Origin of the sequence: Bradyrhizobium sp. SZCCHNRI3052 (assembly GCF_032484895.1) — a bacterium.
GTDB lineage: Bacteria > Pseudomonadota > Alphaproteobacteria > Rhizobiales > Xanthobacteraceae > Bradyrhizobium.
Genome location: NZ_JAUETW010000001.1, coordinates 380,755 through 393,363 on the forward strand (window position 1 = coordinate 380,755; position 12,609 = coordinate 393,363).

14 protein-coding genes and 1 pseudogene are annotated in these 12,609 nt (G+C 64.7%); 12 read left to right on the plus strand and 3 right to left on the minus strand.

The window, feature by feature from the left end:
• The first annotated feature begins 100 nt into the window (after positions 1 to 100).
• Positions 101 to 694: a histidine phosphatase family protein gene (locus QW887_RS01755; RefSeq protein WP_316194108.1), complete on the plus strand. Its 594-nt coding sequence runs from the start codon at positions 101 to 103 to the stop codon at positions 692 to 694.
• Positions 691 to 1,039, plus strand: a pseudogene (locus QW887_RS01760) (helicase-related protein); the annotation flags it as partial. The gene QW887_RS01755 and the pseudogene QW887_RS01760, both read left to right, overlap by 4 nt.
• A 46-nt stretch (positions 1,040 to 1,085) precedes the next feature.
• Here the strand turns inward: QW887_RS01760 and QW887_RS01765 are convergent.
• Positions 1,086 to 1,280 carry a hypothetical protein gene (locus QW887_RS01765; RefSeq protein WP_316173857.1) on the minus strand — a complete coding sequence of 65 codons (195 nt, stop codon included), beginning with the start codon at positions 1,278 to 1,280 and terminating at the stop codon, positions 1,086 to 1,088.
• Between the two features lie 219 nt (positions 1,281 to 1,499).
• On the opposite strand from QW887_RS01765, the gene QW887_RS01770 reads away from it, so the two are divergent.
• The 10 genes from QW887_RS01770 (at position 1,500) to QW887_RS01815 (ending at position 11,233) form a co-directional block, all read left to right on the plus strand.
• Positions 1,500 to 1,856, plus strand: coding sequence for an ArsC family reductase (locus QW887_RS01770; protein ID WP_315712500.1), 357 nt, complete (start codon positions 1,500 to 1,502; stop codon positions 1,854 to 1,856).
• A 275-nt stretch (positions 1,857 to 2,131) separates the two neighbouring features.
• The gene (locus QW887_RS01775) at positions 2,132 to 2,887 is read left to right on the plus strand and encodes an ABC transporter ATP-binding protein (RefSeq protein ID WP_315712499.1); all 756 of its coding nucleotides are present in this window, start codon (positions 2,132 to 2,134) and stop codon (positions 2,885 to 2,887) included.
• A complete protein-coding gene (locus QW887_RS01780; RefSeq protein WP_315712498.1) occupies positions 2,880 to 3,626 on the plus strand; it encodes an ABC transporter ATP-binding protein in 747 nt (248 codons plus the stop codon). Before QW887_RS01775 ends, QW887_RS01780 begins: the two co-directional genes overlap by 8 nt.
• A 115-nt stretch (positions 3,627 to 3,741) precedes the next feature.
• A complete protein-coding gene (locus QW887_RS01785) occupies positions 3,742 to 4,965 on the plus strand; it encodes an ABC transporter substrate-binding protein (RefSeq protein ID WP_316173856.1) in 1,224 nt (407 codons plus the stop codon).
• A gap of 79 nt (positions 4,966 to 5,044) precedes the next feature.
• On the plus strand, positions 5,045 to 5,908 hold the full coding sequence (locus QW887_RS01790; RefSeq protein WP_315712496.1) for a branched-chain amino acid ABC transporter permease: 864 nt from the start codon (positions 5,045 to 5,047) through the stop codon (positions 5,906 to 5,908).
• 1 nt (position 5,909) lies between these two features.
• Positions 5,910 to 6,878 (plus strand): branched-chain amino acid ABC transporter permease, encoded by a 969-nt coding sequence (locus QW887_RS01795; protein WP_315712495.1) that lies wholly within the window; start codon positions 5,910 to 5,912, stop codon positions 6,876 to 6,878.
• Between the two features lie 143 nt (positions 6,879 to 7,021).
• A complete protein-coding gene (locus tag QW887_RS01800; protein WP_315712494.1) occupies positions 7,022 to 7,666 on the plus strand; it encodes a DUF47 domain-containing protein in 645 nt (214 codons plus the stop codon).
• A 14-nt stretch (positions 7,667 to 7,680) separates the two neighbouring features.
• A complete protein-coding gene (locus QW887_RS01805) occupies positions 7,681 to 8,688 on the plus strand; it encodes an anion permease (RefSeq protein ID WP_315712493.1) in 1,008 nt (335 codons plus the stop codon).
• Positions 8,689 to 8,828: 140 nt separating this feature from the next.
• The gene (locus QW887_RS01810; protein ID WP_315749901.1) at positions 8,829 to 10,448 is read left to right on the plus strand and encodes a peptide chain release factor 3; all 1,620 of its coding nucleotides are present in this window, start codon (positions 8,829 to 8,831) and stop codon (positions 10,446 to 10,448) included.
• A 209-nt stretch (positions 10,449 to 10,657) separates the two neighbouring features.
• Entirely contained in the window at positions 10,658 to 11,233 is a 576-nt protein-coding gene (locus tag QW887_RS01815; RefSeq protein ID WP_316173854.1) for a GDSL-type esterase/lipase family protein, read from the plus strand.
• Between the two features lie 42 nt (positions 11,234 to 11,275).
• Here the strand turns inward: QW887_RS01815 and QW887_RS01820 are convergent, their stop codons facing one another.
• A complete protein-coding gene (locus QW887_RS01820; protein WP_316173852.1) occupies positions 11,276 to 11,683 on the minus strand; it encodes a helix-turn-helix transcriptional regulator in 408 nt (135 codons plus the stop codon).
• The gene (locus tag QW887_RS01825; protein ID WP_315712488.1) at positions 11,680 to 12,546 is read right to left on the minus strand and encodes a S1C family serine protease; all 867 of its coding nucleotides are present in this window, start codon (positions 12,544 to 12,546) and stop codon (positions 11,680 to 11,682) included. Before QW887_RS01825 ends, QW887_RS01820 begins: the two co-directional genes overlap by 4 nt.
• Positions 12,547 to 12,609: the final 63 nt, after the last annotated feature.

Sequence of the window (12,609 nt, forward strand, 5' to 3'; positions counted from 1 at the left end):
GAATCCTGGTTGGAAAAACGCCATGATGCGTTCTCGCGATTGCAATCTCAAGTAGCAATTGCGTGTGATGGATGTATGATGCCACCTGAGAGGTTTGCCGATGAACGCGCTGACGCTGCTGATCATCCGCCATGCCGAGAAGCCCGATGGCGACGCGACAGGCCCGGGCCTGACCCACGAGGGCAAGCCGGACTCGAAGTCGCTGGTGATCTTCGGCTGGGAGCGGGCAGGGGCCTGGACGGCGCTGTTCGGCAGCGGACTGGGCGGCACGGATTATCCGACACCGCAGGCGGTCTATGCCGCCGATCCCGACAGCACCGAGAACGGCTCCGACCCGAGCCGCCGGCCCTATGAGACGGTGCTCGATTTGGCTGCGCGCGTCGGCCTCGACAAGCCGAACACGTCCTTTGCGAAGGGGCAGGAGGCGGCGCTGGTCGAAGCCCTGCTATCGCTGTCCGGCACCGCGCTGGTGGCGTGGGAGCACAAGGCGATCATCTCCGACATCCTGCCACGGCTGCCGGTGAGCAATGAAGACCAGTTACCGACCCACTGGTCCGGCAAACGCTTCGATGTGGTGCTGCGTTTCGATCGCGCCGACGGCGGGGCGGAATTCACGTTCAGCGAGCTCTATCCCTGCCTGATGCCGGGGGATTCCGACAAGCCGCTGAAGAGCGATCCGATGGACGGGGGCTGACAAGCGATACGCGCGATCGCAAGCGTGCGATCACGGCGTTCCAGAAGGGCGACAGCCCGGTATTCCTGACCAGCCTCAAGGCCGGCGGCGGGCTGAACCTGCGGCGACCGACACCGTCATCATCTACCACCCCTGGTGGAATCCGCAGTGGAGGAGCAGGCGATCGATCGAGCCCACCGCATCGGCCAGGACAAGACGGTCTTCGTCTATCGGTTGGTCGCCGCCGGGACGATCGAGGAGAAGATCGGTGAGCGCAAGCAGGCGCTGGCCGATTCACTGTTCGATCGCGAGGGCAATGTCGGCAAGGCGCTGACGGAGGAGGATATCGCCGCGCTGCTGTCCTGACGGCGTGTGGAGATGCGTTGCGCGTGGCATCCATTATTCTGTGCGGTCACGCCAGTGCAATGCGCTCGCGCGTCTCCTCGACCCAGGCATGGGCGGCGAACCATTCATGGTAGATGCGGCAGTGCGGGCAGTAGGCGCGCGAGAAGAACACGGGCATGCGCTGAAAGCGCGCGGCGTCCATTTCCATCCCTGTCTCGATGCTGCGGCCGGTCTGCTGACAACGGACCATGATCTTGCCCATTCGCGGTCTCCTGTTCGTGCGCCAGATACGCCGGGGATGCGAAGAAAATGTAATGCTCAGCCGACAGTTTCGTGGCAAAGGTCGGAGCGAATTCCGACCGCGGAACGTGCGGCATCGGCTGAATCAAAAGCGGGTGAATCGCGCTGCAAAATGCACCGCCGATTGTCGCAACGCGGGACATCCGCCGCGGTCGGACACGATTGTTTGAGGACGCGGGGCATGAGCATCACGATCTACGGAATCAAGAACTGCGACACGATGAAGAAGGCGCGGGCCTGGCTCGACGATCACGGCGTCGCTTACGAATTCCACGACTACAAGACCGCCGGAATCGACAAAGCTAAACTCAAGGCATGGAGCGACGAGCTCGGCTGGGAGGTGCTGCTCAATCGCGCCGGGACGACGTTCAAGAAGTTGCCCGACGCAGACAAGAACGGACTCACCGAGAGCAAGGCGATCGCGCTCATGCTGGCGCAGCCTTCGATGATCAAACGCCCGGTGCTCGATCTCGGCGGCCGCCGCGTGGTGGGCTTCAAGCCGGATCTCTACGCAAAGGACGTGAAGGCTGCGAAGTAGTTGGAGCTGCGATCGCCGCGCGCGTGCAGGAAAATGCCGGTGGTATGATTTTCTATGTCAGCGGGAAATACCGGCCGATTTCAACGCAAGGTCCGCCGGCCGCCTTGCGACGTCGTTGCCCAGCTTTCCGCCTTGCCTAACTCCCTCGATTGACGGCATATTCCGGCGCGAAGCGGTCGCGGGTGGCGACGAGGAATCGTCCAGCCGTCCGGCAGAGCCGCCGTACAGGAAGAAGCGAGGGCCAGGCGCTGACGGCGCCGGCTTGGGGGGAATCTTTGGCTGACGAGTTCATTCTCGAGACCCACGGATTGACGAAGGAATTCGCGGGATTTTTTGCCGTTCGCGATGTTTCGCTCAAGATCCGCCGGGGCACCATTCACGCGCTGATCGGCCCGAACGGGGCCGGCAAGACCACGTGCTTCAACCTGCTGACGAAGTTCCTGACGCCGTCGGCCGGCAAGATTCTCTATAAGGGTCAGGACATTACGGCGACGGCGCCGGCCGACGTGGCGCGTCTTGGCCTAGTCCGCTCGTTCCAGATCTCGGCGGTGTTTCCGCATATGACGGCGCTGGAGAACGTCCGCGTCGCCCTGCAGCGCCAGCATGGCTCGTCGTTCGATTTCTGGCGCTCCAAGAGCGTTCTGAACCGCTTCAACAGCCGGGCGCTCGAGCTGCTCGACGACGTCGGTCTCAGCGAGTTCGCCAATATTCCGGCAGTCGAAATGCCCTATGGGCGCAAGCGTGCGCTGGAGATCGCGACCACGCTGGCGCTCGATCCGGAGATGATGCTGCTGGACGAGCCGATGGCCGGCATGGGCCATGAGGACATCGACAAGATCGCCGCGCTGATCAAGCGCATCTCCGCCAAATACACGATCCTGATGGTCGAGCATAATCTCAGCGTCGTCGCCAACCTCTCCGACACCATCACCGTGCTGACGCGCGGGCAGGTGCTGACGGAAGGGCCGTATTCTGAGCTCTCCAAGGACGAGCGCGTCAAGGAAGCCTATCTGGGAGCCGGACATGCCTGAGGTGATGACGGCCACGAAGCCAGGGCAGGCGGCTGCGACCAGCACCATTCTCGACGTCAACAACCTCGAGAGCTGGTACGGCGAATCCCACATTCTCCACGGCATGAACTTCAACGTGAATGCCGGCGAGGTCGTCACCCTGCTCGGGCGCAACGGCGCCGGCAAGACCACGACCCTGAAGTCGATCATGGGGATCATCGGCAAGCGCACCGGCTCGGTCCAGTTCAACGGCCAGCAGCTGATCCGCATGACCTCCGACAAGATCGCGCGGCTCGGCATCGCGCTGTGCCCGGAGGAGCGCGGCATCTTCGCGAGCCTCGATGTCCGCGAGAACCTGCTGCTGCCGCCGGTTGTGCGGCCGGGCGGGCTGACGCTCGACCAGATCTTCGAGCTGTTTCCGAATCTGAAGGAGCGGCTGAAGAGCCAGGGCACCAAGCTTTCCGGCGGCGAGCAGCAGATGCTGGCGATCGCGCGCATCCTGCGCACCGGTGCCAGCTTCCTGATGCTGGACGAGCCGACCGAGGGTCTCGCGCCCGTGATCATCCAGCAGATCGGCCACACCATCGCGCGGCTGAAGAAGGAAGGCTTCACGATTCTCCTCGTCGAGCAGAACTTCCGTTTCGCCTCGACGGTCGCTGATCGCTACTACGTCGTCGAGCACGGCAAGGTCATCGACGGCTTCGCCAATGCCGATCTGTCGGCCAACATGGACAAGCTGCATACTTATCTCGGCGTCTGACCAGCGCCAGCGGCGCTGACCTGGCAGTTCCTTCCGCGGTTTTCTCGCGGTTTTCTTGGTAGAATCTCTTGGCAGTTCTCTTGGCAGTTTTCTTGGAAAGTTCTGGAAGTTGGAAATGAAGAGCAAATTCATCGCGTCGCTGCTGCTGGGAACGGCACTCACTCTCGCCGCTGGCAGCGTCGCTTCGGCCGGCGACAAGACCGTCAAGATCGGCGCGCTGTCCGATCAGTCGGGTCTTTATGCCGATCTCGGCGGTCCCGGCTCGACGCTCGCAGCGCAGCTGGCGATCGAGGATTCCGGCCTCACCGCGAAGGGCTGGAAGATCGACGTCATCTCCGGCGATCACCAGAACAAGCCGGATATTGGCACCTCGATCGCGCGGCAGTGGTTCGACGTCGACAAGGTCGACGTCATCGTCGACGTGCCGAACTCGGGCGTGGCGCTGGCGGTGAACAACGTCGTCAAGGAAAAGAACGGCGTCTACATCAATTCGGGCGCTGCGACCTCGGATCTCACCAACGCGCAGTGCTCGCCCAACACGGTGCACTGGACCTACGACACCTACATGCTCGCGCACACCACCGGCCAGGCGCTGGTCAAGGCGGGCGGCTCGACCTGGTTCTTCCTGACGGCAGACTACGCCTTCGGCGCCGCGCTGGAGCGCGATACCACGGCGGTCGTGACCGCCAATGGCGGCAAGGTGATCGGCGGCGTCAAGCATCCGCTCAACACCTCCGACTTCTCCTCCTTCCTGCTGCAGGCGCAGTCGTCGAACGCCAAGGTCATCGGCCTCGCCAATGCCGGCGGCGATACCACCAATACGATCAAGCAGGCGGCCGAGTTCGGCATCAATAAGGGCGGCCAGAAGCTTGCCGCGCTGCTGTTGTTCCTGACCGACGTCAAGTCGATCGGGCTCGACATCGCGCAGGGCCTCAACTTCACCGAGACCTTCTACTGGGACATGAACGACCAGACCCGCGCCTTCTCCGAGCGGTTCGCCAAGCGGATGAAGAACGGCGCGCCGCCGACCATGGTGCAGGCGGGCGTCTATGCCGGCTTGATGCATTACTTCAAGGCGCTGGAGGCGCTCGGCGAGAACCCGCATGACGGCGTCAAGATCGTCGACAAGATGAAGTCGATCCCGACCGACGATGCGCTGTTCGGCAAGGGCGAGATCCAGCCGAACGGCCGCACCATCCACACCGCCCATCTGTTCGAGGTCAAGAAGCCCTCGGAGTCCAAGGGCCCGTGGGATCTCTACAAGCTGGTCGGCTCGGTACCGGGCGACCAGGCCTTCACGCCGCTCGACAAGAGCGCGTGCGCCTTGTTGAAGAAATGAACCGCTGTGGCTCCGGCGGCTGAACGTCGCCGGGGCCGCCATCTTCTGGGAAACGCCGAGAGAAAACAGAAACAAGACGATGCAGGCCCTCTACGCACAGCTCCTGGTCGGACTGATCAACGGCTCGTTCTACGCGCTGCTCAGTCTCGGGCTTGCCGTCATCTTCGGCATGCTCAACATCATCAATTTCGCCCATGGCGCGCTCTACATGATGGGCGCGTTCTGCGCCTATTTTCTGCTGAACCTCGGCGGCATCAATTATTGGTGGGCGCTGCTGCTGGCGCCGATCATCGTCGGCATCTTTGGCATGGTCCTCGAGCGCACCATGCTGCAATGGATTGCCGGGCTCGACCATCTCTACGGACTGCTTCTGACGTTCGGACTGGCGCTGATCATCCAGGGCGTGTTCCAGAACTTCTTCGGCTCGTCCGGCCTGCCTTATGCGATCCCGGATCAGCTCCGCGGCGGCATGAACCTCGGCTTCATGTATCTGCCGGTCTATCGCGGCTGGGTCGTCATATTCTCCCTGGTCGTCTGTCTGGCGACCTGGTTCCTGATCGAGCGGACCCGGCTCGGCGCCTACCTGCGCGCGGCCACCGAGAATCCGACATTGGTGCGGGCGTTCGGCATCAACGTGCCGCGCATGATCACGCTGACCTACGGCCTCGGCGTCGGGCTCGCGGCGCTGGCCGGCGTGTTGTCGGCGCCGATCAACCAGGTGCGGCCGCTGATGGGCGAGCACATCATCATCGTGGTGTTCGCGGTGGTCGTGATCGGCGGCATGGGTTCGATCATGGGCTCGATCATCACCGGCTTCCTGCTCGGCGTGATTGAGGGACTGACCAAATATTTCTATCCCGAGGCTTCCAACACCGTGGTCTTCGTTCTGATGGTCCTGGTGCTGCTGGTGAAGCCGACGGGTCTGACCGGACGGGCGGCCTGACATGACATCCATCACCGACGCAACCCTGCCGATCACCCCGCGCGCGATGCGCGACGAGATGATCGTGTTCGTCATCATGACAGCGCTGCTGGCGATCGTGCCGTGGACCGGGCTGTACCCGTTCTTCGTCATGCAGGCGCTGTGCTTCGCGCTGCTGGCCTGCGCCTTCAACCTCCTGATCGGCTATGGCGGCCTGCTGTCGTTCGGCCATGCGATGTTCCTGGGAACGGCCGGCTATTGCAGTGCCCACGCGCTGAAGGTGTGGGGGCTGCCGCCCGAGCTCGGCATCCTGACGGGCGTCGCCGGATCGTTCGTCCTGTCGGTGATCACCGGCTACATCTCGATCCGACGCCAGGGCATCTATTTCGCGATGATCACCCTGGCGCTGTCGCAGCTCCTGTACTTCATCTATCTGCAGGCGCCGTTCACCCATGGCGAGGACGGCATCCAGGGCATTCCGCAGGGCCGGATGTTCGGCATCCTCGACCTGTCCAAGCCGACGGTGCTCTATTACGTCGTGCTGGTCGGCTTCCTCGCCGGCTTCCTGCTGATCTTCCGCACCATCAACTCGCCGTTCGGCGAGGTGCTGAAATCGATCCGTGAGAACGAGCAGCGCGCGATCTCGCTGGGCTACAAGACCGACCATTACAAGCTGCTCGCCTTCATCCTGTCGGGGACGCTGGCGGGCCTCGCCGGTGCGCTGAAGGTGTTCGTCGCCCAGAATGCCTCGCTGACCGACGTCGAGGTCGGGATGTCCGGCCAGATCGTGCTCATGACCCTGGTCGGTGGGCTCGGCACCGTGTTCGGCCCCGTCGTCGGCGCGTTCGTGATCGTCGGCATGCAGCAATATCTGTCCGGGTTCGGCCAGTGGGTGACGGTGATCCAGGGCGTGATCTTCGTCGCCTGCGTGCTCACCTTCCGCCGCGGCGTCGTCGGGGAAATCGCCCATCTGTTCAAGCGATCCCTCTAAGTAATTGATCTGAAAAGAGATCGTCGAAAGGGCAGAAAGCGGTGGATGATCCGGCCACCGCTTCTGCTGGTGCGCGATCCGGAGTATGACAGTTCTGTGACGGGCCGGCCCTGGCCCGTTTCGGAATGGATGGATCTCGTCCCATGCTGCACTGGTTTCGCGCCGTCCTCCCGCGGGAGGAGCGGTTTTTCGATTTGTTCGCCCGCCACAACAAGGTGGTGATTCAAGGCGCCCATGCGCTGCAGGACATGCTGCAGGGCGGCGACGACATCCTCAGGCATTGCCAGCGCGTCAGCCAGCTCGAGAACGAGGCCGACAACATCACCCGCGAAGTGCTGACCGCTGTCCGCCGCACTTTCATCACCCCGTTCGACCGCGGCGACATCAAGAACCTGATCACCTCGATGGACGACGCCATCGACCAGATGCAGCAGACCGCCAAGGCCGTGGTGCTGTTCGAGGTCAAGGAGTTCGAGCCGACCATGCGCGAGATGGGCACCTTGCTGGTCGACTGCGCCAACCTGATCGGAAAGGCGTTGCCGCTGTTGCAGGCGATCGGCCAGAACGTGCCGATGATCACCGCGATCACCGAGGAGATGACCAAGCTCGAGGGACGGGTCGACGATCTCCACGACATCGGGCTGAAGGAGCTGTTCCTCAAGCACCGCAACGCCAACACGATGGACTTCATCGTCGGCGCCGAGATCTATGACCATCTGGAGAAGGTCGCCGACCGCTTCGACGACGTCGCCAACGAGATCAATTCGATCATGATCGAACAGGTCTAGGGTAGGGCCGCGCCGTGGACGCTCAACTCGGCCTTCCGATCCTGGTCGGCCTCATCGCCGTCGCACTCGCCTTCGATTTCCTCAACGGCCTGCACGACGCCGCCAACTCGATCGCGACCATCGTTTCGACCCGCGTGCTCCGGCCGCAATATGCGGTGTTCTGGGCCGCATTCTTCAACTTCGTGGCGTTCGGCGTGTTCGGCCTCCACGTCGCCCAGACCATCGGCACCGGCATCATCGATCCCGCGATCGTCGACGCGCAGGTGATCTTCGCTGCGCTGGTCGGCGCCATCGTCTGGAACCTCGTCACCTGGGCGGCCGGCATTCCGTCGTCGAGCTCGCACGCGCTGATCGGCGGGCTGGTCGGGGCAGGGGTCGCCAAGGCCGGCATCTCGGCCACCGTCTGGAGCGGCCTGTCCAAGACCGTGCTGGCGATCGTGCTGTCGCCGCTGGTCGGGCTGGTGCTGGCGATGATCCTGGTCGCGATCGTGTCCTGGGCCTCGGTGCGCTCGACGCCGTTCGCGGTCGACCGCGCCTTCCGCATCCTGCAATTCGCTTCGGCCTCGCTCTATTCGCTCGGCCATGGCGGCAACGACGCGCAGAAGACGATGGGCATCATCGCCGTGCTGTTGTACTCGCAGGGCCATCTCGGCGAGCAGTTCACGGTGCCGTTCTGGGTCGTGCTGTCGTGCCAGGCGGCGATGGCGCTTGGCACCCTGATGGGCGGCTGGCGCATCGTCCGCACCATGGGCCTGCGCATCACCAAGCTCAACCCGATGCAGGGCTTCTGCGCCGAGACCGGCGGCGCCATCACGCTGTTCCTGGCGACGTTCCTCGGCGTGCCGGTGTCGACCACCCACACCATCACCGGCGCCATCGTCGGCGTCGGCGCCGCTCGCCGTGCCTCGGCGGTGCGCTGGAACGTGGCCGGATCGATCGTCTATGCCTGGATCTTCACGATTCCGGCCTCGGCCATCGTCTCGGCGCTGACGTTCTGGCTGGTGTCGGTGCTCCGGCACTGATCCGGGGCGGGCGAGGGGGCAACTCGCCGGTTGGAGTTGCGGTGCAAAACGCCTATATGGAGGGCGCGCGGCGGCCGTGATCCCGCGCCTTTCCCATCAAATCGCCCGCTCTCTGGCCCCGAAACGACGTCCGCCGCCTCATGTCCGATACAAGTTTGACGACCGAACAGCCGTCCCGCTCCGCGCTCTCCGACGAGGTCGCGCGCCGGCGCACCTTCGCCATCATCTCGCACCCGGACGCCGGCAAGACGACGCTGACCGAGAAGCTGCTGCTGTTCGGCGGCGCCATCAACCTCGCCGGCCAGGTCAAGGCCAAGGGCGAGCGCCGCAACACCCGCTCGGACTGGATGAAGATCGAGCGCGAGCGCGGCATCTCGGTCGTCACCTCGGTGATGACCTTCGAGTTCGAAGGGCTCGTCTTCAACCTGCTGGACACGCCGGGCCACGAGGACTTTTCCGAAGACACCTATCGCACGCTGACCGCGGTCGACTCGGCCGTCATGGTGATCGACGCCGCCAAGGGCATCGAGGCGCGCACGCGCAAGCTGTTCGAGGTCTGCCGCCTCCGCGACATCCCGATCATCACCTTCATCAACAAGATGGACCGCGAGAGCCGCGACACCTTCGATCTGCTGGACGAGATCGAGAAGACGTTGGCGCTCGACACCACGCCGATGACCTGGCCCGTGGGCCGCGGCCGCGACTTCATCGGCACCTATGACATCCGCGACGGCGGCGTGCGCCTGCTCGAAGGCGGCGGCGCCAAGACCGGCGCGGCGCAGCAGATCGACATCGCCGAGCTCGGCAAGATCAACGCCAATCTCGACATGAGTCAGATCACCGACGAGCTGGAGCTGGTCAAGGAAGCCTGCAAGCCGTTCGACCTCGAGGCATTCCGCGAGGGCCACCTGACGCCCGTCTATTTCGGCAGCGCGCTGCGCAATTTCGGCGTCGGCGATCTGCTCGAAGGCCTCGGCCGCTACGCGCCGTCGCCGCGCGCGCAGGAGTCGAACCTGCGCAAGGTCGACGCCGCCGAGCCGCGCATGAGCGCCTTCGTGTTCAAGATCCAGGCGAATATGGACCCCAACCACCGCGACCGCATCGCGTTCGCGCGGCTGTGCTCGGGCAAGCTCAACCGCGGCATGAAGGCGAAGCTGGTACGCACCGGCAAGACCATGCCGCTGTCGAGCCCGCAATTCTTCTTCGCCCAGGACCGCTCGGTGGCGGACGAGGCTTTCGCCGGCGACGTCGTCGGCATTCCCAACCATGGCAGCTTGCGCATCGGCGACACCCTGACCGAGGGCGAGGATCTCACCTTCGTCGGCGTGCCGAGCTTTGCCCCGGAAATCGTCCGCCGCGTCCGCCTCACCGATGCGATGAAGGCGAAGAAGCTGAAGGAAGCCTTGCAGCAGATGTCGGAGGAGGGCGTCGTGCAGGTGTTCCGCCCGCGTGACGGTGCGCCGGCGCTGGTCGGCGTGGTGGGACCGCTGCAGCTCGACGTGCTCAAGGCGCGGCTCGATGCCGAGTACTCGCTGCCGGTCGAATTCGAGATCTCCGAGTTCTCGCTGGCGCGCTGGATCTCGTGCGACGACAAGAAGAAGCTCGAGGCGTTCATCGCCGCCAACAATTCCGGCGTCGCCGACGACGTCGACGGCGATCCGGTGTTCCTGGCCAAGAACGAGTTCTATCTCGGCTACACCAAGGAACGCGCGGAAGGCATCGTGTTCTCCAACGTCAAGGACGTGAAGAAGAAGGCCTGACGCTGCTGCTCTCCGGTCATTCCGGGGCATCGCGAAGCGATGAGCCCGGAATCCATTTTGCCCCTTGTTCTGTCGCTCAATGGATTCCGGGCTCGCCCTGCGGGCGCCCCGGAATGACGGGTAGAGAGAAACAGGACTCTTCCACAGTCGACTTGGCGCATGCTGCGTGATGAGACCCGTAGCGCCGCGCGCTTTTCACCAGACGACTGGTGAGCTACGCTTCCTCTCACACCAAGCGGGGGGAAAAGAAAATGCCAGCGGGATCTTTGGGCCGCCTTGTCCGGCGCCAGATGGTGGCACTGTTAGCTGTGTGTGGCTTGGCGTTCGCGGCGATCGGAGCGGCAGACGCCGCCGAGGTGGTCGCGCTGGGCGCCAGCAACACCTATGGCAAGGGCGTCAATCGCGGCGAGGATTTTCCGGCCCAGCTCGAGGCCATGCTCCACGGCAAGGGCGTTCGGGTCAGCGTCGCCAACGCCGGCATCAACGGTGATACCACAGCCGGGATGCTGTCCCGCTTCGACAGCGCGGTCGATGGATCAACCCGCGTGCTGGTGCTGCAGCCCGGCGGTAACGACGCCCGCAAAGGGGTCGGCGACCAGCGCGCCAGCAGCATCAGCGCCATGTTGGCCAAGGCCGCGCAGCGCCGCATCAAGGTCGTGATGGTCGAGAACGGCATGTTCCGTGGCCTGCCGCATCAGGTCGACGGTGTGCATCTGACCCCGGAGGGCTATCGCATGCTGGCCGCATCGCTGCTGCCGCGCGTGATGAGCGGCTTGCGGAAGTAGCTCGCCGTGAGGTCGTGAAGCGCGCCGCGCCGGCCTGCGGTCTCACAGCTCGATGATTCCCCGTCGCGCCGCATGCGCTACCGCATCCGTCCGGCCCGTTGCATCGAGCTTGTCGAGCAGCGAGCCGACGTGGAACTTCGCCGTATGTACGGAGATGCCGAGGCTGCGCGCGATCTCCTTGTTGGAGCAGCCCTCGGCCATCAGCGCCAGGACGTCGCGCTCGCGCGCGGTGAGCTGAAAATCATCGATCGTCTGGCCGTCGATCCTGTCGTCGCCGCTGCGCGCCTCATCACTGCCATGCAACGGCGCGACGGCGACGTCGGCGCTCTCGCCGGGCGCGACCAGCGTCAGGCCCGTGACATCGCCGAGCAGCGCCGCCAGCCGGTCGGCCAGCTCGGCATCGTCGACCGCGATCGCGATCCTGATCGGCGCGCGCGCCTCCTCGCTCACGCCGGCCTCTCGCCGATGGTCAGGGCGAACTGCACCGGCTCGCCGGCACGCAGCGCTGCGACCTCGACGACGGCGCCGACGCTGTCCGAACCGAGTTCGCGCATCATCGCGCGCATGCCCCTGAACGGCTCCTTGTTAAGAGCGGTGATGACGTCACCCTGGCGCAGGCCGGCGGCCGCGGCCGGGCCGCTCTTGTCGAGGCTCATGATCATCGCACCGAGTCCATCGTCGAGCCGGACCGGCTGCAGGCCGGCGCCGAGATAGCCGCGAGCGATGCGACCATGCGTCTCGAGCTTGCTGGCGACCCGTTCGATCGTGGCCGCGGGTATCACGAGCGTCCGGCGCGGGCCGCGCACGGCCATTCCGATCGCGTGGCCCGCAGCGTCGAGCACGAGACCGCCTTCGGCGCTGTGCCGCAGCCTGGTGTCGAGCTCGATGCGCGCATCGATGTCGCCGCCGCGCAGGCTGCGCCAGGCGCCCGCCGATTGCGAGACCATCGCCAACGCCGCGGCCGGCTTGCCCTGATCGGCGGCGACGAGGATGGCCAGAGCACCGAGCGGCGGCACGCCGCCGGCAAGCGAGGCGGCCGCGACATCCTTGCCTTGGACGCGGAGCAAGGCGATGTCGGTGGTGTGATCACGCCCGGCGATCGTGACGGGGCGGGTCGTGCCGTCGGCGAAGGCGAGCACGATCTCGCCCTCCTCGGCAAGCGTCTCGTCCGCCGTGACGACGAGGCCCGGCTTCCAGACGAAGCCGGTGGCGCGCGAGCGGTGCGAATGGACCGAGACCAGTGATGGCGCTGCGGCGGCAACAGCGGCGGCCAGCGCGGAGGACAGTGAGGAGAGGGTGGACAGATCGGGCATCGACGGCTCCATGGGTTGATCCCAATGTGGCGCGTCGATGGTCGTTGCGGAACTCCCCAGGTG